This window comes from Bacteroides faecis, from assembly GCF_020091505.1.
GTDB classification, from domain to species: domain Bacteria; phylum Bacteroidota; class Bacteroidia; order Bacteroidales; family Bacteroidaceae; genus Bacteroides; species Bacteroides faecis.
This window is the reverse complement of record NZ_CP081916.1, coordinates 2,471,539-2,493,389: the sequence shown is the minus strand read 5'-3', so window position 1 is coordinate 2,493,389 and position 21,851 is coordinate 2,471,539. Positions and strand designations below refer to the sequence as shown.

Below are 21,851 nucleotides of genomic sequence, written 5' to 3'. Positions count from 1 at the left end.
TAAACTATTATACCTATATCATGAAACGATTGACACAGACTTTAGCTTTCTGCCTGCTGACTGTTTTTACAGCAGTGGCACAGAAAAACTATGTATCCGAAGTATGGGTTTCCGATCTCGGAAACGGTAAATACAAAAATCCGGTGCTTTATGCCGATTATTCCGATCCGGACGCTTGCCGCGTAGGAGATGATTTCTATATGACTTCTTCCAGCTTCAACTGTCTGCCGGGATTGCAGATTCTACATTCCAAGGATTTAGTGAACTGGACGATCATCGGAGCCGCGGTTCCCTACGCCCTCACTCCTATTGAAACACCGGAACGTCCGGAACACGGCAACCGTGTCTGGGCACCCAGTATCCGCCATCACAACGGAGAGTTCTATATCTTCTGGGGAGATCCGGATCAAGGCGCTTTCATGGTAAAAGCCAAAGACCCGAAAGGTCCGTGGACGGAACCTGTTCTGGTAAAACCGGGAAAAGGAATCATCGATACCTGTCCGCTGTGGGATGAAGACGGAAAAGTATATCTGGTACATGCCTATGCGGGAAGCCGCGCCGGACTGAAAAGTGTAATCACCATCTGTGAATTGAATAAGGAGGCGACCAAAGCCATTACGCCCTCACGCATTATCTTCGACGGTCACGAAGCACACCAGACGTGTGAAGGCCCGAAGTTCTACAAAAGAAACGGTTATTATTATATCTTCCATCCGGCAGGCGGTGTGCCAACCGGTTGGCAGGTAGTGCTCCGTTCTAAGAATGTGTATGGTCCTTATGAATGGAAGACTGTACTGGCGCAGGGTGATTCTCCCGTCAATGGACCTCATCAGGGAGCCTGGGTAGATACTCCTTCCGGAGAAGACTGGTTCTTCCACTTCCAGGATGTAGGCGCTTACGGTCGCCTTGTCCACCTGCAACCTATGAAATGGGTGAATGACTGGCCTGTAATAGGTATCGACAAGGATGGTGACGGCTGCGGCGAACCGGTATTGACCTACCAAAAACCGAATGTAGGAAAGACATATCCCATCTGTACACCGCAAGAAAGTGACGAATTCGACGGATATACGCTCTCTCCGCAATGGCAGTGGCATGCAAACATCAATGAAAAATGGGCATACTATGCCGGAGACCAAAGTTATGTCAGACTGTATTCTTATCCGGTGCCACAGGATTATAAGAATCTGTGGGATGTAGCTAACCTGTTGTTACAAAAAACTCCTTCCGACAATTTCACCGCCACAATGAAACTGACCTTTACGCCTAACCCCAAACTGAAAGGTGAACGTACAGGTTTGGTAGTAATGGGCAGAGACTACGCCGGACTGATCTTGGAAAACACGGACAAAGGTCTCGTTCTGTCCCAAATCGAATGTAAAAAAGCAGATAAGGGACAACCGGAACAGACAAACTCTTCAACCGATCTTACTCAAAACACAGTTTATCTAAAGGTACGCTTCAGTTGTGACGGTAAAAAGATCAAAGCCAGCGAAGGAGGAAACGACCTCATTATAATGTGCAACTTCAGCTATAGTCTTGACGGAAAGAAGTTCTCTCCATTAGGCAACCCTTTCCAAGCTAAAGAAGGACAATGGATTGGCACCAAAGTCGGCATGTTCTGTACCCGTCCGGCTATAGTTACCAACGATGGAGGATGGACAGATGTAGACTGGTTCCGGATTACAAAGAAATAACCTATTGATCCGGATTCAGTAAGAAGGCATTGCGCAAGCAGTGACAATAGGTTGGCACAACTGTGCCATCGCATTGGCACGGCCTCTTCTCCAGATGCCTTGACTGGAGCATTCTACAGTTATCAGTAATCCGTTTTTTATTCCTATCTTTGTAAGCAGAAAGAAAGGAAAACAGGATTAACATTTAAAACAAGAAGTTCAATGAAGAAACTAGTCATTTTCGATTTGGATGGTACATTACTAAATACCATTGCCGACCTTGCACATAGTACAAATTATGCCTTGAATAAGTTAGGATATCCCACACATGAGATCGAGAAATATAACTTCATGGTAGGAAATGGCATCGACAAACTTTTTGAGCGTGCCTTGCCGGAAGAAGAAAAGTCCAAAGAGAATGTACTGCGCGTACGCAAGGAATTCGTCCCTTACTATGACATTCATAATGCCGATGACAGCTGCCCTTATCCCGGTATTCCGGAATTGCTCTCATACTTACAGGATGCAGGTGTCCAGATTGCCGTAGCTTCCAACAAGTATCAGGCAGCCACTCAAAAATTAGTCGACCACTATTTCCCGGAAATTCATTTTACAGCTGTACTCGGACAACGGGAAGAAGTCAAAGTTAAACCCGATCCGATTATTGTATCCGATATTCTGGAAGTTGCCAAAGTAGCCAAAGAAGAAGTGCTGTACGTAGGTGATTCCGGCGTGGATATGCAAACGGCTGCTAATGCAGGAGTAACTGCTTGTGGAGTGACATGGGGTTTTCGTCCGCGTACGGAACTGGAGGAATTCAATCCTTCGTATATTGCAGATACTGCCGGAGAAATCAAAAAACTTATTCTATAGTATAAGAAGAATGACCGTACGATATCTCTATGCAAGTCATATTGGCATAGATACACCCTACGGTCATTCCTCAATATCTCCGGGAAGGGCTTTTGACTGCGCTTTTTGTAAGGTGGCAAAAGGCTTGTCAAGCGTGCCTGCATTTGAATCATCAGCGTTGGTAGCTACCAAATAATTCGTAGCCGAAAGAGACAGGAAACACCCCATAAAAAAAAAGACTAATACCTATATGCTTCCTCATTTGCCTGTATTTTAAAACCTATTGATAACTAATTTCCATTTTACTGTTAATTGTGTGCTTCTGTGTAACCTGACTCCTCTCTTCTACCATCAAACAAATACACCGTAACGGGAGTTTCTTTCCAGTTACCGTTTTCATGCCGCTAAATTACAGCTTTCTTTATAGTTTAGAATGTACATACGTACACAAAGCCTAGAAAATCGTATTTCACCTGAGATTTACATCAAGAATGAACGATAATACATCGTTTCCTTGTTTTTCCGTACGCTATTACATCCTCTATTCTAAAAAGAAAATTAACTTTGTAACCATTAATAATAATGTAGAATCGTAGAAATCAAATATGAAAAATGCACTGCTGATATTCGCATTCTTATCTTTCTATCTCAGTTCAGTACATGCATCTGTCGAGATACGTTCGAACAAACTGACTACCGGTGACGGACTGGCGAATAATTCCATCCGATATATGTTTCAGGACAGCAAGGGATTTATGTGGATGGGAACCGTCAACGGATTAAGCTATTATGACGGTAACTCTTTTGTCAGTATCTACCCGGACCCTAATCTGCCGGTTTCATTGGCCGACCCGCGCATCCGGAATATGGAAGAAGATTCTAACGGCTTTTTATGGATCGCCACTCTCTCTTCTTTGTATAGCTGTTACGATTTAAAACATGGGCGTTTCGTCGATTTCACCGGTTGCGGAGAATACAAACAGAGCTATTCGAAAAAAATCATAGCATCCGACCAGTCTATCTGGTTGTGGGATAACAATAACGGATGTCGTCGTGTCGTCTATCAGAATGGCCAGTTCTCGTCGCAGGCATACAAAAAAGAATTAGGCAACCTATCTTCTGATGAGGTATTGTTTGTCTACGAAAGCAATGACAGTCCCGGACATGTGTGGATAGGAACCAGGCAAGGATTATGGAAATACCATGAAGGCAAACTGGAAGCAATGGATACACAGGGAGAAAGCTGGGAACATATCTTTTCTTATGACCAATATACCTGCATCATTACCGGAAAAAAAGAAATCTACCGCCACTCTCTTTCCAATAACCGACTGGAGAAAATCGCTTCGTTAACCGAACTCGGAGATACAGGTGTTATCACCGGAAGCCTCCGCCTGCAACATCAATGGGTGATGTTTACCGCCACCGGCAGTTACATCCTGGATCCCGTTACGGGAAAACTGCGCCGGTTCTCCCGCCTGAATATAAAAAACGGTAATGTCACCAGAGACAATAAAGGGAATGCATGGGTACACAACTATACCGGCAATGTATGGTATGTCAATACCAGCACAGGGGATATCAAACCCTTTCAGTTTCTTTCATCCGAACATTTGGGATACATCGATGTGGAACGTTACTCTATTATCCATGACTCGCGGGATATCATCTGGATTACGACTTATGGAAACGGGCTCTTTGCCTACGATCTGAACACCGGTGGTCTGCAACACTTCACTTTCGAAGTCAGTCACTCCAGCCACATCAATTCCAACTATCTGCAATATATCATTGAAGACCGTTCAGGGGGTATCTGGGTCAGTTCCGAATTTTCCGGATTATCCCATCTCGAAATTCTGAATAAAGGTACGTTGCGTATCTATCCGAACGGTGAAAATGCTTCCGACCGTTCCAACACCATCCGTATGCTCTTACGGGGTAAAAACGGGAATGTATTTATGGCAAACCGCATGGGTACCTTATATGAGTATGATGCCGGACTGAAAAACATACTTCGCAAAGAGAAGTTCACACATAACGTATACAGTATGTGCGAAGATAACGAAGGACAACTCTGGTTAGGCATGCGTGGTATAGGGCTGCGTATCGGCCCTGACCAATGGTACCGGCACAACAGCAAAGACCCAGGCTCGTTATCAAACGACAATGTGTATTTAATCTACCGTGACCGCAAAGGCCGGATGTGGATAGGGACATTTGGCGGAGGACTGAATCTGGCTGTCAAAACAGACAACGGCTATCAATTCAAGCATTTCTTTCAAGACAGTTATGGGGAAAAACGGGTACGTGTCATTCAGGAAGACCGCAACGGCATGATGTGGGTAGGTACCAACAACGGTATTTATATCTTCCATCCGGATTCACTGATCCACGCACCCAAGAACTATATACTTTACAACCACGTTAACGAAACATTCCCCAGCAATGAAATCCGTTGTCTGGTAAATGATCACGAAGGAAACATGTGGATCGGCACAACGGGAACAGGCTTTGCTATCTGTAATCCGGGAGACGACTACCAGCATCTGACTTTCGATTGTTACAGTATGAAAGACGGATTGCCCAACGGGGTTATACAATCCATTGTGGAAGACCAAGACCATAAAATGTGGATTGCAACCGAATATGGCATTTCCCGTTTCACTCCCGCCACCAAGCAAATAGAGAACTATTATTTCTCTTCGTATACACTGGGAAATGTGTACTCTGAGAATACAGCCTGCATAAACACCGACGGAAGACTGCTTTTCGGAACGAACTACGGTCTGGTAGCTCTCGACACCCATAAAGTAGAAAACATGGAAAAGCCTGTATCGACTGTATTTACGGGACTCCATATCAATGGCACACACATGCTGCCCGGCATGGAAGATTCACCTCTTGACGAAACAATGTCTTATACACGTGAATTAAAACTGAAACACTACCAGAATTCATTTGTCATCGCTTTTTCAACCTTCAATTTCTTAAGCGGAGCATCCAAATATTCTTATCGGATGCCTCCTTATGATTCGGAATGGAGTATTCCCTCGGCACAGAATCTGGCAACGTACCGCAATCTTCCTCCCGGCAAATATCAGCTACAGGTGAAGGCTTGTAACGTAGCCGGAATGTGGGGAAAAGAAAGCACCCTGGAGATTATAATAGCCCCTCCTTTCTGGCAGACAACCTGGGCCTATCTGATTTATCTGGTACTGATTGGAATTGCCGGCTATTTCAGTTTCCACATCATACGCAATTTCAACCGGCTGCGTAACCGCATCGCTATTGAGAAGCAATTGACTGAATATAAACTGGAGTTCTTCACCAACATATCTCACGAATTCCGTACTCCGCTTACTTTAATTCAAGGTGCTCTCAACAAGCTGGTCAATATAGAGAATCCTCCGAAAGAAATGCAGCGTCCTTTAAGAACGATGGATAAAAGTACGCGGAGAATGCTACGTCTCATCAATCAGCTGCTGGAGTTCAGAAAGATGCAGAAAAGCAAACTGGCTTTATCTCTGGAAGAGACGGATGTCATTGCTTTCCTTTATGAAATATTCCTGAGTTTCAAGGATACAAGCGAATCCAAACACATGGATTTCAGCTTCGAACCGTCACAACCTTCCTATAAAATGTATATTGATAAAGGCAACTTAGACAAGGTTACCTATAATCTACTGTCCAACGCTTTTAAGTACACGCCTTCTAATGGAAAGATTATATTCAAAGTAGACATTCTGGAAGACAAGCAACAACTCCGCATCCAAGTAATAGATAACGGAATTGGCATACCTAAAGAAAAGCGTTCCGAACTGTTCAAGCGTTTTATGCAAAGCAGCTTCTCCCACAGCAGTGTCGGAGTAGGGCTCCACTTGACGCATGAATTGGTCAATGTACACAAAGGCAGCATCAGCTATGAGGATAATGAAGGGGGAGGTTCCGTCTTTACCGTCATACTGCCAACTAATTCAGAAATCTATCAAGAGAAAGATTTCCTGGTCCCCAACCAGCTATTAATCGAAGAAGAGGAGCAACAACATGCCAAAGAGTTTATCCGGGAAGAAAAGCCGGAAGATACCTTCCAGCCTCCTGTCGATCCGTTGAACAAACGCAAAGTCCTGATTATAGAGGATGATACTGATATCCGCGAATTCTTAAAAGAAGAAGTGGGAATTTACTTTGAAGTAGAAGTAGCTGCCGACGGAACATCCGGGTTTGAAAAGGCAAGCACGTATGATGCAGATTTAATTATTTGTGATGTCCTGATGCCGGGAATGAGCGGATTTGAAGTGACACGCAAACTTAAAAATGAATTTACAACCAGTCATATCCCCATCATATTACTGACTGCTCTCGATATAGAAGAGAAATACCAGGAAGGAATTGAATCCGGAGCTGATGCGTATATCACGAAGCCATTCAATGTCTCTTTACTACTGGCAAGAATCTTCAAGTTAATCGAGCTACGGGATAAACTGCGCCAAAAATATTCCAACGAACCGGGATTGGCTCATTCCATTATTTGTACCAATGACAAGGATCAGAAGTTCTCGGCGAAACTAAATGAGGTATTGAATGAGCACATGACCGACACAGAATTTTCGGTCAATGACTTTGCCGGAATAATGGGATTAGGGCGTACTGTGTTCTATAAAAAAGTGCGGGGAGTAACCGGTTATTCTCCTTATGAATATTTACGTGTCATGCGATTGAAAAAAGCTGCTGAAATGTTATTGACAGAAGATCTCACTATAGCCGAAGTCGCCTACAGCGTAGGTATCAATGATCCGTTCTACTTCAGCAAATGTTTCAAAAACCAGTTCGGGGTATCTCCTTCCGCCTATCGGAAAAAGCTGCCGGAGGGTGAAAATACACCGACAAATGATACCGACGTATGATCTTACATGTTTTCCGTACTAATTTAAAGGGTGTTTATTGGACTGATGTGCTTTCTTTGCCAATGAAAAATTAATCATTAACAAATCATGAGAAACAAACTCTTTTTATTTGTATTTCTGTTTGCAGTGCTGGCTATTGTTGATAGTCACGCTTTCGAACGCAAAAAATACAATTTCAACAGTGAATGGCGTCTGCAAATCGGAGACTTTCCCGAAGCTAAACAATCTCAATTCGACGATAGCCGGTGGAAAGCAGTCACTTTACCGCATGCCTTTAATGAAGACGAAGCCTTCAAAGTATCTATCGAACAGCTGACGGACACAGTGGTATGGTATCGGAAACATTTTCGAATTCCGGCTTCCAGTAAAAAACAAAAAGTATTCATCGAGTTTGAAGGAGTGCGCCAAGCCGGTGACTTCTATTTGAACGGGCAATATTTGGGCAAACATGAAAACGGAGTAATGGCGGTAGGCTTCGACCTGACTCCCTACATCAAAGAAGGGGACAATGTACTGGCAGTACGTACAGATAATGACTGGATGTATCGCGAAAAAAGTACCAACTCCAAATTCCAGTGGAACGACCGTAACTTCAACGCAAACTACGGCGGCCTGCCCAAGAATGTATTCTTGTACGTTACAGATGAAGTGTATCAGACTCTTCCTTTATACAGTAATCTGAAAACTACCGGAGTTTATATCTATGCTAAAGATATCGACGTAAAAGGACGCACTGCCACCATCCATGCAGAATCGGAAGTAAAAAACGACAGTCGTGAACCACGCCAACTCAGCTACCAGGTAGTCTTGCTGGATGCTGACGGCAAACAGGTGAAAAGCTTCGAAGGTGAGAAAGTAACCTTACAAGGTGGCGAAACTAAAATAGTGAAAGCTGCTTCCAAAGTAGATAACCTCCATTTCTGGAGTTGGGGATATGGGTATCTTTATACTGTTCAAACGATTTTAAAAGACAATAAGAATCAAGTCTTTGATGAAGTAAGTACGCGTACAGGTTTCCGCAAGACACAATTTGCAGAAGGCAAAATCTGGCTGAACGACCGTGTGATCCAGATGAAAGGGTATGCACAACGCACCAGTAATGAATGGCCGGCGGTGGGCCTCTCTGTTCCGGCGTGGCTAAGTGACTACTCTAATGGGCTGGTAGTAAAAGGCAATGGCAATCTGGTACGCTGGATGCATGTTACCCCATGGAAACAAGACGTGGAATCCTGCGACCGCGTAGGTCTGATTCAGGCAATGCCGGCAGGAGACTCCGAGAAAGACCGTACAGGACGCCAATGGGACCAGCGCACAGAACTGATGCGCGACGCGATCATCTACAACCGTAATAATCCGAGTATCTTATTCTACGAATGTGGAAACAAAGGTATCAGCAAGGAACATATGATAGAGATGAAAGCTATCCGCGATAAATACGATCCTTTTGGCGGACGTGCTATCGGCTCTCGTGAGATGCTGGACATCCGTGAAGCAGAATATGGCGGAGAAATGCTTTATATCAACAAGAGCGTACACCATCCGATGTGGGCCACAGAATATTGCCGCGACGAGGGTCTGAGAAAATATTGGGATGAATACAGCTATCCTTTCCACAAAGAAGGAGATGGTCCGCTACATCGTAATCAACCTGCAACAGACTATAACCACAATCAGGATATGCTGGCTATAGCAATGATCCGCACTTGGTATGATTATTGGCGCGAACGTCCGGGAACAGGTCGCAGAGTCAGTTCCGGAGGTGCCAAAATTATATTCTCGGATACCAACACACACCACCGTGGTGAAGAAAACTATCGAAGAAGTGGAGTAACAGACCCTATGCGTATCGAAAAGGATGCTTTCTTTGCACATCAGGTCATGTGGAACGGATGGGTAGATACGGAAGAGGATAATACCTATATCATCGGCCATTGGAACTATCCGGCAAATACTGTGAAACCTGTCTATGTAGTATCTACCGGGGAAGAAGTAGAACTTTTCCTGAATGGTCAGTCGCTAGGTAAAGGCAAACGCGAATATAATTTCCTGTTCACCTTTGATAATGTTGCTTTTAAAGCCGGTAAACTGGAAGCTGTCAGCTACAACAAGGCCGGTAAGGAAATAAGTCGCTATGCAGTAAGCACCGTTGGTGAACCTGCCAGACTGAAACTGACTACTATACAAAACCCGGAAGGATTCCATGCGGATGGAGCCGACCTGGCGCTCATACAAGTAGAAGTGGTAGACAAAGACGGAAAACGTTGTCCGCTCGATAATCGCATCATCCAATTCGACCTGAAGGGAAATGCTGAATGGCGTGGAGGTATCGCACAAGGAAAAGACAATTATATTCTTAATACCAGTCTCCCAGTGGAATGTGGTATTAACCGTGCTCTGATCCGCAGCACTACCCAAGCCGGTAAAATCACTCTGACCGCTAAAGCAGAAGGGCTTCCCAGCGCTACAATTACATTAGAAACCCTTCCCGTCAAAGTTAGCAACGGACTGAGTACGTATTTGCCTCAGATGACTCTGAAAGGTAATCTGGATAAAGGTAAGACTCCCCTTACCCCATCTTACAAGGATACGAAACGGGATATACGAATTGTATCCGCCAAAGCCGGAGCCAACAATGAGACTGTAGACCAGAGCTGCGATGATAATGAAAGAAGCGAATGGATGAATGACGGCAAACTCAGCACCGCATGGATTACATATACGCTCGAAAAAGAAGCTGCAATAGATGATATCTGTATCAAATTGAATGGATGGCGTTCACGCAGTTATCCTTTGGAAGTATTTGCCGGTAATACCATGATCTGGAGTGGAGATACGAATAAAAGTCTGGGATATGTTCATTTAAATGTGGAGAAGCCGGTACGTTCCAATCAAATTACCATCCGTCTGAAAGGTAATACCAGCGATCAGGATGCTTTCGGACAGATTACTGAGGTAGCGGCAAAAGCAGCAAATGATATGGAACTCGAAGCGAAAGCGAACAAAAATAATGCTAATCTGAGAATTATTGAAATAGAGTTTCTGGAAACAATCAAATAGAATAAAACATTCTCATTTATAAAAAAGAGGGTTGTAAAGACCCTTATAAATTAAAAATCACCCTCGCCACAGATAGTTGTAGCGAGGGTGATTTTGCTGAGAGGGGAGTTTTGCCACATCCCCTTTTATATTTTTCAGTTCATTAATTTCCATCCGGCTTTTCATTCTCCGTAAATGAACCCAAATTCCATTTGAAAGACTCAAAGCTGTCCGGTTGTGCCGGATCAAAACCGCTATAATCCGGTCGCAGGTATTTCACGATCTCCAGATCAGCCTTTTTCATTCCTTCAATTACGCATTTTGAAACTTCATAAGCTCCGTAAGTACTAAAGTGAGTATTGTCTTTAAGAGTTCTAGTCTGACCGGGAAAAGTTCCTGCCGGATAGTGTACGAATGCTTTTGTAGAATTATCCACACCTAAAGCATTGAAAAGAATAGCAGTCATACCATTTAATTCTATCAGAGGAACGTTCTCTTTTGCAGCTACCCAACGGACTGCATCAGGATAATCACCATGAGTATTTACCGACTTTCCATTCTCGTCAAAACGACGACGGCTTGTAGGAGTCACCAATATCGGATGAGCACCTTTAGCACGGGCCTCGTCTATAAAGATTTTCAGATTATATGCAAAAGAGTAAAACGCTCCTTTACCGGGTCCTTTCTGCTTTTGGTCATTATGTCCAAATTCAACCAACAAATAATCACCTTCTTTAATCTGACTCAGTATCTTTGCAAGACGCTTTCCACCGATGAATGTATTTGCAGACAGTCCTGACTCCGCATGATTGGCTATACAAACCTGATCTGTAAAGAAGCGGGGAATCATTTGCCCCCAACTTGCCCACGGTTCATTATCCTGATCAACTACTGTGCTATTCCCACAAAGATAGACTGTAGGTATGTTTTCAACCCGTTCTATCACCAAAGAATTCACACGGGGCAGATCACCATTAAACTCCAACGTCAACTTATCATCCCAGTTCAATTTCTTCTTTTCCTTCTCTTTTATGCTGACTCTTTCTTTTCCCGAAATCACAGGGTTACGTTTATTAATGGTAAACGTTTCTGTTATCATCTCTCCTTTTTTAGTCGAAAGGTTCTCAACAAACAGCCTGCGCGATTCACCACGAACTGTTGTACTGGCAGCCTCTTTTTTACTCCCCAAGGTGACGGTTACTTTATAATTTCCATCCGGTACATTCAGTGAGAAAAAGAAAGGTTGATTACTCTTCCCATCCCATGACGGTAATAAATCATATCCATAGCCCCGTTCATTATTGAACAAAGTTTCAGAAGTCACTTTTATATAACCGTCTTTTACCTTTTTATCAATAGAAAAGTCGAATTTATAAACTTGCGCTTGCATCAGGATACTACCTGTCATCAAAATAGCACTGATTAATAATGTCAATCTCTTCATTTTTGTTATTCTATTTATTTATTAGTTTCTTTACTTCTTTGGCATAGCGTCTGCCTAAAATTATCTGGCTTGCCGCATCAAAATGAGGATCAGTCTCGTCCTTCAAAGGAGTAAGCCCTTCGGAAGAAACACAGGCACTATGAGGCAAAAAGGCGGAAATCTCTTTTATCATATCATTAAAAGGTTTTGTTCCCTCGGGGATATGAGGTTTCCTGGTCCAGTTCCATTGCGCAATCTGCCCTACTACAACAGGCAAATCAGGCATTCCCAAATCATTACGCAAATCCGTCATCAACTGAGTGATTTTCTCTCTGTATGCTTCGGAATGGTGACAATCCGCTTCTCCCTGATGCCAGATAATCGCTTTCAACGTACCATATTTCATTGCCTCTTTGGTACGTCGTACTGCTTCATCATAGTATCCGCCGGACTGTTTGGCATTTTTAACCCAGGAACGGATAGAGGACCCTCCGCGAGCATTGACTATCAGCCCTATCGGATGTTTTTTAGTAGCCATTTCCTTGGCGAAACCATATGCAGGTCCTAATTGTTGCCAGCCAAGTCCTTTTCCTATCGTAGAATAGCGATTCAAAGGATTCACTGCTGGTTCGAATTTATCTTCCGCATTCAGCAGATATACATTTCGTAAGGTGTCCATTACTTCCGGTGATAATTTTCCTCTCCCTGCCATATTCGACTGTCCAACGCAAAGATACAAATCAAGATTCTTCAACGGTTTTTCAGCATGTGCTGCCGAACTTCCCCATGATACCCCTTTTTCTTCCGTAATCTTAATTTTCTTATTCACAAAAGGCGGTTTCGGACCATACTGACCGGAACGTACCAAGACTGTACATTTTCCTTTTAACGGAATCATTTCCAAAGCTTCCTCTAATGTGAAAAAATCTCCGCTTCCATCGGTAGCAACAACATAATCATAACGCCTGATCTCTTTGCCCAAAGCCGGAATCTTTTTGCCGACTTCTTCAATTGCCAATGAAGCCACTATTCTCGCTCCTTTTATGTTCAGATGAGTATCATCTTTGCGTTTTCCAACCCACATAAAAAGCTCTTTGGATTTTTCCGGTCCCATCTGCTTTACCAAATCGTGAGTAATCTTATTCATATCTATAAAGACTACTCCCTTCTCTTCAGCTATCCGTTTCGGAGAAAGCAGATAATCTCCATGGGTATCTATTAAAGAATCCGTATATAGTCCATTTTCGTTGCAATAAAATTTACGGCGAACCATCGAATTAAAAAGCACAGGGATTCCTCCTTTTGAACGCGTCTCGGCAACAAATTTCCTTAAATTATCATCAAAAGTAGTACCCGGTTCCGTATGAAGTTTCGGATCTTCTTTCTCATCATTATGTCCGAACTGGATAAAGACATAATCACCCGGCTGAATCCGGTCCAAGACTCTCTCCCATCGTTTCTCATTGATAAAACTTTTCGTACTTCGACCACTAGCCGCATGATTATCGACAATCACTCTGTCTGTCAGGCAACCGGCAAGCATCATTCCCCAACCCCGTTCTTTATTGTTCTTATTTTGAATAGATCTGTTGGCCATTGTCGAATCACCAATCATAAAGACAGTGACAGGTCTATTACTTATAAACGAAGAAGTGGAAAATAGAATAATTGCAATCAACAGTAGTTTTGTTTTCATTACCATTATATTATCAGATTACACTTAAAATGACATAGCAAAGATAACCAGGAAAGGGGCTTGTCTTGGGCACATGTTCATTCGTATTTCAATGCAAAAATAAGCATACTTTCGCTATCAGACCATAGACAATTGTACACAAATACAGGATAGATCATTCACATCGAACACCGAAAAGAAGATTTAAAGCAAAATATAGAATAATCAGTTACTCATCTTTCTTCTGCTGCCTCATTATCTCCTTGTTCTTTCATTTCACCGCGTTGATATACGGACGGTGCTACCCCAAACTGAGTCTTAAAGCACTTGCTAAAATAGAACGGATCACTGATACCAACCTTGTAAGAAACTTCCGCAACAGTCAGATTCTCGCCGGACAATAATAGTTCAGCCGCCTTTTTCATTCGTACCACCCGCAAATATTCATTTGGAGAATAACCGGTCACACCACGCAGTTTCCTATAAAACACCGTTCGTCCTAGCTTCATCAACTGCGCAAATTCATCTATTGAAAATTCCGGACGGGAAAGATTCTGTTCCAGTACGGCAGCCAATCGGTCGGCAAACTCCTTATCACGATCGGTAGAGCATACGGCAGCACGTACAATCCCCGGCTCACTGGAGAACTTCTCCCGCAACTTGTCACGCTGTTCTATCAGCCGGAAGACACGTGCCAGCAAAAGCTTTATACTGAAAGGTTTCGCAATATAAGCATCAGCACCGGATTCAATACCTTCCAGATGTTTCTCCGGAGAATTTAATGCTGTCAGCAGGATAATAGGAATATGACTGGTAGCAAAATCTGATTTTAATTTCTTTGTAACCTCAAACCCGGTCATTCCCGGCATCAGTACGTCACAAATAATCAAATCAGCATCATAAGTACGAGCCTTTTCAAATCCGGCTGTTCCGTCAGCAGCTACTTCTACTTCAAAATATACGCCAACCTCTTCTTTTAAGAATTCACGGATATCATTGTCATCTTCTATAATCAGAACTTTACGTTTATTCAAAGGCTCCGCTATTTTCTCCGGCTCCGGCAGTTCTTCCGAAAGTTCCAGCAAATGATGCGCCTGTCCGCCTGCCTCTTTCAACAAGACATTGCCGGGGATGAGGAAATCTTTTTCCGAATAAATTGTTTTATCTGTCGGGATACAAACTGTAAAGACAGAGCCTCCACCTTCATTGTCTTTGTATTCAATTGTACCTTTATGAACTTGCACCAGTTCATGACTCAAATGCAAACCAACCCCGATACTATCTCCGGAGAAACTACTCTGCATGAATCTCTTGAATAACTCATTTTGTTTCTCTTTAGGAATACCCACTCCAGTATCGGACACTTGAATCTGCAACATCTTGTTCACTTCATCCACAGTGACAGAAAGTATAATCGTACCGTTTGAAGGAGTATATTTAAAGGCATTAGACAATAAGTTATAAGTCACTTTATCCAGATTGCCCTTATCAAGAAACATTTTGTAAGATGGTATAGACGGAATAAAACGGAAATTCATGTTCTTTTGCTCCGCAACATCGCCGAAACTCAGGAAGATTTCATAAAGAAAAGCAATCACATCCGTCTCTTCCAAAGAAAGTGCCAGTTTGTTATTCTGCATCTTCCGGAACTCCAATAACTGGTTAATCAGCCTCAACATGCGTTGAGTGCTTTTATCCATCGTTTTGAGCGGATGTATCAGATCACGGGGAATATCAGATACCCGCTGAATCTTTTCCAATGCCCCCTGTATCAAAGTCAACGGAGTGCGGAACTCATGAGAGATATTGGTGAAGAAAACCAGCTTATACTCTGTCAGCTGTTTCTCCACATTAATACGGTTACGTAAACCATTGAAATTACGCACAATACGGAAAGCAAAATACAAAGTTACAATTAGCAACAATACATACCCCAACATTGCCCAGTTCGTTTTCCAAAAAGGAGGCACTATGACAATCTTCAAGGTCGTTTCGCTTTCGTTCCAGACTCCTGCTCCATTACATGACTTCACGTGAAGTATGTAAGTACCGGGATTCAGGTATTTAAAAGAAGCAAAATTCAATGGTGAAGGAGTACTCCAACCTTTATCATAATTTTCCAGCCAGTACATATACTTGGTACGTCCACTATCCGAATAGTCAAAAGTAGAGAAATCTATTAAGAATGAATTTTGAAAATACTTCAAAGTGATTTTATCCGAATAAGCCAGAGATTGTTTCAAAGGAGAGTCCTCCATAGTAGGATTTACCTGAGTACCATTCACATGCAGGTCTGTAAAAACAACAGGAGAAAAAGTTTCACTGTCCTGTATCTTATCCGGATCAATGACAAGCAGCCCATAATTAGTACCGAAAAGTAATTTACCGTCTACCCCCACACAAGCACTGTTCTCACTATAAACATTACCTAATGTATAGGAAGAAAAGAAATAATTCTCAAAGGAGTGATTGTTTGGGTTGAACTTAGAAATACCATATTCAGTGGCAACCCATAAGTTTCCGTTATTATCTCCTAAAATAGACTGAATCACATCATTGACCAACCCTTCAGAAGTTCCGTAATGCTCATATTTCAATGAACGGTAATTATCTTGAGGCTCACAGAGATTCAAGCCGGAGCCGGAAGTTCCCACCCACATACGTCCTTTTGTATCCCGGTAAATACATCTGATTTCATTGCTGCAAAAAGTTCCGTTGGTATAATTGAACAGATGATAATCATCACTATTAGCTATCAATGAATCCGGATGAAAGATGCAAACGCCCTCACTGGTACCCACCCAGATCATGCCATTATCGTCTTCTTCTATCACCCGTATCATACGCAGACCAAATTTCTGCTGTAAAAAATGACGGAAGTTATATTTACCATCCTGCATCGGTTCGGCCAGTTCAAGCCCGCCTCCAAATGTACCGATCCACATCCTGTCTTTTCGATCCTTATAAAGAGAGAATACATTATTATCTGCTAATGAAGCTGGATTTGAAATGTCATTGCGGTACCATTCTTCTCCTATTTTCAATCCGTTTCCACGGGTTCCTACCCACATCTTACCCCTATTATCTTCTGCGATCGCATAAATATTGGAATGGAAATATTGATTGGTCATTTTAGAATGAAGATTCGAATCAAATGTGTACAATCCGCCTTTACGCGTTCCAACCCAAATATCTCCATCCGGCATTTTTGTCAGCATACGAATTGTATTCGAACGGTCAAACAACTCACGGGACTCCGGGTATATGCGTGAAGTACCCTCATTCAATACAGAAATGCGGGACAAGCCGGAATATTCGGAACTTACCCAAATGCCACCGGCACGATCTTCCATTACATACAATAGAAAATCAGAACTTATGTGACTTTGATCATTTATATTTGCCAGAAAATGTTCTAGTTTATCCTCTGTTGTATCATAAGCAAAAAGTCCGTTACCATAAGTAGAAATCCAGATAATTCCCCGGGAATCATGAACCATGTGATAACGTTCATAATCAATATACCCCAGTTTATCCTCAGGAATCAATTGAAATTCTTTTTTTGCCCCATTCTTGGCAAGAATGTAAGTGACATGACCGGTATGATTATATATCCAAAAGTCTCCGTGATTATCACGAATGACTTCACCGTTTTTAACATTGAGGTCTGCATCCACGCTGATCCGATGCAAATTAAGATCATAGTTGTAAACTCCCGTATTAGTCAGTATTACCCACTTATTCTTTAAAAGAAAATTGCCTGTAGGAGCCGTTTTACCTGCAATAGTCGAAAGAGCAGCTACCTTTGTTATTTTCTGACTGGCAGCCTGGTGGCAATAGACATCGCCGTCTGCCGTTAGAAAATACATATTATCTTTAAATGCCAGAGAAGAAGTAAAATGAAGCAAACGATCTTCCACTTTATACTGACCGTCAGATACAGATACCAATCCACGTTGCGTTCCAATCCAAATTCGCCCACCGGCATCTTCATTAATAAATTGTACCCGGTTATCCGGCAAATTACCACGTTCCGTCTTAAATTCAGTAGATACCATTTTCCTGTCTTCCTGGTGGACGATTCTACGACATCCATTGGCCGAATGCCGAAGCCATACATCCCCATTGGCAGCAATAAATACAGCTGAGTAATTCTGCTCCAACGCACCGGTTCCTGTATAATCAACAAAGCAAGCACGCTGCAAATCATAACAACTGAATAGTTCCGGAGTAGTAGAAATCCACAGAAAACCATTTTTATCTTCAGTCAGGTCATAAATCCGGTTATCTGCCAGTGAGACTTTCTCGCCGGACTCCGGACGGAAGGTCAGGAAAGAATTGCCATCATAGCGACTTAATCCGTTCAAGGTAGCTAACCACAGAAAGCCTTTACTGTCCTGATACATGTACCGAACCGAATTATTCGGTATACCGTCACTCGTTCTCATTTGTTTAGAACGGAGTTCAATACCCCCATAAACCGTATTGAAGATAAGAGTTATGAAAAGTGCGACAAGTAATAAGCGCTTTTGTGTCATAATAGATTCCAAGATTAATGATAAATGCCAGACAAAAGTAATCAAGATAGTTGAAATAATAAAGAAACAATCATAAAATAGTATTAGGAGGATGCCTGTTTTTTATCAAACATCCTCCTAAGTCTGAATCTGCTTAGAGAGTTTTAATCCATATGAAATACTTCCGGCAGAGGAATCGAAACGGGTGAATTATCCGGATTCACTTCCATGATATCTGCCATATAGTCCCACCATTTCTGTACAATCTCTGTAGTTCCCAAGTCCTGCGAGCCTCCCTCACCTTCCGTTTTCTGGAAAGCAAAAAGGATGTTGGTTTCTCTATCCCAATATATAGAATAATCTGATACTCCATTTTTTGAAAGCAGGGCTTTTAGTTCAGGCCAGATAGCGGCATGTCTTTTTTCGTATTCTGCTTCATAACCCGGTTTCAAATACATTTTAAAAGCTTCTCGTTTCATGGTTCTTATAGTTTAAAGTTATTCTTTCGTGTCTTCCTTATCTACGGCAAAAATAGGAGCTGTTGTCTTTTGCTTTTCCTGATAATACTGCACGGCACTATCATTCATCTGAGGATGCTGAGTGTTCAGCAAACGAATCATTTCCGCACCGGCCCAAAGTACCGGTCCATATCCGTGCGCCGCATATACATTGACCGGACGATAATAATAGAAAGCCGGATCAAAAGCCATGCCAGTCCCCACACAAGTACCTTCTACCTGTCCTTCTTCGTTTATCTTTCCGGCTACGGCATGCCATCCCAACTGGGCAACAGGACCATAAGCAATTGCGTCAATCCAACCTTTATTGATAGCATGTGCCAGACAATATACATAAATCGCAGTGGCAGAAGTTTCCAAATAAGAATCATTCCGGTCGAGCAACTGGTGCCAAAGCCCTTCTCCGCTTTGCAAAGCCGTCACTCCACGTACATGGGCACGGAAATAATCCATCACTTTCGGACGCTGAGGATAATCTTCCGGTAATACATCCAGCAATTCACAAGCTGTCAGCATCGCCCATCCATTCGCACGTGCCCAACAAAAAGCCGGATGATCCGTACTGCTCTCTACCCATCCATGTCTGTACAATCCTTTTTCAGGAATAAACATGCGATCGGCAAATTGCAGGAATTGCTTTACCGCTTCAGCCAGATATCGGTTCTTTGACTCTTTATCATAACAACTCATCTGTGCTACTGCCGGAATCCCCATAAACATGTCATCCAGCCAAAGAGTATTCCGCTGAGGACGATTACGTGCAAATGTCCCGTCCGCCAGACGATATTCTTTATTGATAATAAAATCAAAGTAATTCTGAATTAATCCGTCAACAGGAAGTGTCTGGTCTTTCAACCGTAGTTTGATCATGGCAGCACATACGGCTCCCGCATCATCTAATGCATGAGGAGTCAGAATTTGCAGCAGCTGTGAATCTGTCTTCCCTTTTTCTGTATAGACACGTTTGAAATGTGGAGCAACTTCCGCCAAAAAGCGAAAACGGTTTTGAACATAATCAGCATAACGCTGATCTCCCGTCGTTTCGGCAGCTGCTATCAAAGCGGAGTAAGTGACACCCCATTCGTAACTTGCCAGACGGAAAGCTCCCCGCTCCAGCTGTGCCTCATCCCCCATTGTTGTATAATCCGTAATCACTTTACCGGTATTCTTATCAACCACACGGGCGGGTGTTTCTTTATCTATATAATTAAATACACGATCTATGTCCTTCTTAACTTGCTCGGGCGACAAATCTCCATAAGTACCCTGATAAGCAGGTTGCAATAAATGCAAGGGTGTATTTGAATCATTGACAACTGTTTTCTTTTTCTGTGCAACGGCAGGCAGTGCTACCAATAATGCGGCAACGGTAATAATACGATAATTCATCATTTACTTTTTAGGTATTTTACATCCTCTGAATTCAGTTCCCCGCAGTTCCGGACCAAAGTAGAATCCAGGCTGGGTAGGCTGATTATAAGCAACATTCTGAGTCGCAATACTGATACGGTAAACAGGATCTTCCAGAAAAGTATGAAACCGGTAATCAGTGGGAATAGTAGAAACATACAGTCTCAGAGCTGTATTATCGGCTGTACGCAATAAGACTTCTTCACGCCAGTCTCCTACAATATCTCCTTGCAGACATGGGGTTGACTTCGTACCATTGTTAGAAAGTGCGCCTTCAAAAACAGCGATACGTTCACAAATCCCTTTTTCCCAATTATATTTGCTGACTACATTTCTATCCAACAATTCACGCAACAAATCACCATCCCACCAGACAGCCATATTAGTTGATAATCCTCTGACTCTGGAAGCAACCACTTCTCCTTTTACATTTCTGATGCCTTTAGAATCCAAAGACCACATTTCAACTCCGGGATGAGTCGGATCAATATCGGCAGCCATACAACGACCTACATCCGTATTACTTTTTATCTGGAATATGACTTCTCCTGTAGCTGCATCCCGAAAAGTAGAGCCATCCCTTCTGTTCTCATGGCAACTCCAGACCTGCAATCCCGGACGGGACGGATCAAAGTGAGTCAGATGCATAGCATCACCATGTCCCATACGAGTAGAATAAAGTCCTGTCCCGTCATTGTTTATCGTACATTGTCCATATACAATTTCATCACAGCCATCACCATCTACATCAGCTACCCGAAGATTGTGATTACCTTGTCCGGCGTAATCTCCGCACCCGGGATTATTACTGTCAAATACCCAACGGTTCTTCAGATTTTTACCATCCCAGTCATAAGCGGCCAATACCGTACGCGTATAATAACCGCGACACATCACCACACTCGGATGTACTCCGTCCAGATAGGCAATGCAAGCCAGAAAACGATCACTACGATTGGCACGCCCGTCTCCCCAATCCATCAGATTGCCACGTTCGGGCACATAATCAATTGTCTGCATCGCTTCTCCGGTCAGTCCATTAAAAATGGTCAGATATTCCGGTCCGGTCAGAATACGTCCCCGCTCGTTCCGATAATCCGCATTTGCATCTCCGACCACTTTTCCTGTGCCATCCACAGCTCCATCACCTGTTTTCATCACTACTTCCGCACGACCGTCACCATCCAGATCAAATACCATGAATTGAGTATAATGTGCGCCTGCACGTACATTACGTCCCAGATTAATACGCCACAGTTGCTGTCCATTCAACTTGTAACAGTCGAAAATCACAGGACCGGTATAACCATCATGGGAATTATCATGTGCATTGGAAGGGTCCCATTTCAGAATAATCTCATACTCACCATCTCCATCCACATCCCCAATGCTGGCATCATTCGGAGCATAAGTATATGCCTGTCCCGACAGAGTAGTCCCTCCTTCGGGACGTACCAACGGAATATTCAGATACCCTACCGGAGCATCAGCCGGCAACTGATAATTGCTTTCTGTTTTACCTTTTATAGCTTTTACTGTATAAAGTGCGGGGGCTGTCCCCTGATAAGAGTCCTGAAAGAAAGTGGCGTTTTTCAGCGGATGTTTATTCACCTTTTTACCATCCCGATATATATCAAATGATTCATCCATTGGATCTGAAGATAAATAACGCCAAGAGACAGCGACAGTTGAGGGATTCTCACGAATGGCAATTACGCCGCGTTCTAAATGCTCGCGTTTCAGTTTTGTGAAATCATAGTTTGGCTGGGCTGCTATAGAAGTCGCTATTACCAACAAACTAAAAAAGATACTTGTACATTTCATAGTCTTATCATTAATC

11 protein-coding genes and 1 pseudogene are annotated in these 21,851 nt (G+C 42.8%); 4 read left to right on the top strand and 8 right to left on the bottom strand.

All coding sequences use genetic code 11. From position 1 onward, the window contains the following. Nucleotides 1-20 precede the first annotated feature (20 nt). The gene (locus K6V30_RS09510; RefSeq protein WP_055268723.1) at nt 21-1,697 is read left to right on the top strand and encodes a glycoside hydrolase family 43 protein; all 1,677 of its coding nucleotides are present in this window, start codon (nt 21-23) and stop codon (nt 1,695-1,697) included. Nucleotides 1,698-1,898: 201 nt separating this feature from the next. Then, on the top strand, nt 1,899-2,549 hold the full coding sequence (locus tag K6V30_RS09505; RefSeq protein WP_055268721.1) for an HAD family hydrolase: 651 nt from the start codon (nt 1,899-1,901) through the stop codon (nt 2,547-2,549). 63 nt (nt 2,550-2,612) lie between these two features. Here the strand turns inward: K6V30_RS09505 and K6V30_RS09500 are convergent, their stop codons facing one another. Continuing rightward, on the bottom strand, nt 2,613-2,756 hold the full coding sequence (locus K6V30_RS09500; protein ID WP_224207283.1) for a hypothetical protein: 144 nt from the start codon (nt 2,754-2,756) through the stop codon (nt 2,613-2,615). Nucleotides 2,757-3,133: 377 nt separating this feature from the next. Between K6V30_RS09500 and K6V30_RS09495 the strand changes: the two genes are divergently transcribed. Both K6V30_RS09495 and K6V30_RS09490 read left to right on the top strand, forming a co-directional pair. Next, on the top strand, nt 3,134-7,432 hold the full coding sequence (locus K6V30_RS09495; RefSeq protein ID WP_055268719.1) for a hybrid sensor histidine kinase/response regulator transcription factor: 4,299 nt from the start codon (nt 3,134-3,136) through the stop codon (nt 7,430-7,432). An 87-nt stretch (nt 7,433-7,519) separates the two neighbouring features. Further along, a complete protein-coding gene (locus K6V30_RS09490; protein WP_055268717.1) occupies nt 7,520-10,489 on the top strand; it encodes a glycoside hydrolase family 2 protein in 2,970 nt (989 codons plus the stop codon). A gap of 142 nt (nt 10,490-10,631) precedes the next feature. Here K6V30_RS09490 and K6V30_RS09485 read toward each other — a convergent pair whose 3' ends face one another. From K6V30_RS09485 to K6V30_RS09460, 7 genes and pseudogenes are all read right to left on the bottom strand, one after another. Beyond that, on the bottom strand, nt 10,632-11,912 hold the full coding sequence (locus K6V30_RS09485; RefSeq protein ID WP_055268715.1) for a GDSL-type esterase/lipase family protein: 1,281 nt from the start codon (nt 11,910-11,912) through the stop codon (nt 10,632-10,634). Nucleotides 11,913-11,922: 10 nt separating this feature from the next. Further along, nucleotides 11,923-12,708 (bottom strand): sialate O-acetylesterase, encoded by a 786-nt coding sequence (locus tag K6V30_RS25285; protein WP_371441459.1) that lies wholly within the window; start codon nt 12,706-12,708, stop codon nt 11,923-11,925. A gap of 213 nt (nt 12,709-12,921) precedes the next feature. Beyond that, a pseudogene (locus tag K6V30_RS25280) lies at nt 12,922-13,506 on the bottom strand (rhamnogalacturonan acetylesterase); the annotation flags it as partial. A 293-nt stretch (nt 13,507-13,799) separates the two neighbouring features. Further along, complete coding sequence (locus K6V30_RS09475; protein ID WP_022302235.1) at nt 13,800-18,104, bottom strand: hybrid sensor histidine kinase/response regulator transcription factor; 4,305 nt, start codon at nt 18,102-18,104, stop codon at nt 13,800-13,802. A 143-nt stretch (nt 18,105-18,247) separates the two neighbouring features. Next, nucleotides 18,248-18,562: an L-rhamnose mutarotase gene (gene rhaM, locus K6V30_RS09470; protein ID WP_010536774.1), complete on the bottom strand. Its 315-nt coding sequence runs from the start codon at nt 18,560-18,562 to the stop codon at nt 18,248-18,250. Nucleotides 18,563-18,580: 18 nt separating this feature from the next. After that, entirely contained in the window at nt 18,581-19,990 is a 1,410-nt protein-coding gene (locus K6V30_RS09465; RefSeq protein WP_055268751.1) for a glycoside hydrolase family 88/105 protein, read from the bottom strand. Nucleotides 19,991-19,993: 3 nt separating this feature from the next. After that, nucleotides 19,994-21,835: a rhamnogalacturonan lyase gene (locus K6V30_RS09460; protein WP_055268713.1), complete on the bottom strand. Its 1,842-nt coding sequence runs from the start codon at nt 21,833-21,835 to the stop codon at nt 19,994-19,996. Between the last annotated feature and the right edge of the window lie 16 nt (nt 21,836-21,851).

Bases quoted from the DNA above. Each gene is read 5' to 3' on its own strand.
- K6V30_RS09510 (WP_055268723.1), top strand. From the start codon at position 21: ATGAAACGATTGACACAGACTTTAGCTTTCTGCCTGCTGACTGTTTTT.
- K6V30_RS09505 (WP_055268721.1), top strand. From the start codon at position 1,899: ATGAAGAAACTAGTCATTTTCGATTTGGATGGTACATTACTAAATACC.
- K6V30_RS09500 (WP_224207283.1), bottom strand. From the start codon at position 2,756: ATGGGGTGTTTCCTGTCTCTTTCGGCTACGAATTATTTGGTAGCTACC.
- K6V30_RS09495 (WP_055268719.1), top strand. From the start codon at position 3,134: ATGAAAAATGCACTGCTGATATTCGCATTCTTATCTTTCTATCTCAGT.
- K6V30_RS09490 (WP_055268717.1), top strand. From the start codon at position 7,520: ATGAGAAACAAACTCTTTTTATTTGTATTTCTGTTTGCAGTGCTGGCT.
- K6V30_RS09485 (WP_055268715.1), bottom strand. From the start codon at position 11,912: ATGAAGAGATTGACATTATTAATCAGTGCTATTTTGATGACAGGTAGT.
- K6V30_RS09475 (WP_022302235.1), bottom strand. From the start codon at position 18,104: ATGACACAAAAGCGCTTATTACTTGTCGCACTTTTCATAACTCTTATC.
- rhaM (WP_010536774.1), bottom strand. From the start codon at position 18,562: ATGAAACGAGAAGCTTTTAAAATGTATTTGAAACCGGGTTATGAAGCA.
- K6V30_RS09465 (WP_055268751.1), bottom strand. From the start codon at position 19,990: ATGAATTATCGTATTATTACCGTTGCCGCATTATTGGTAGCACTGCCT.
- K6V30_RS09460 (WP_055268713.1), bottom strand. From the start codon at position 21,835: ATGAAATGTACAAGTATCTTTTTTAGTTTGTTGGTAATAGCGACTTCT.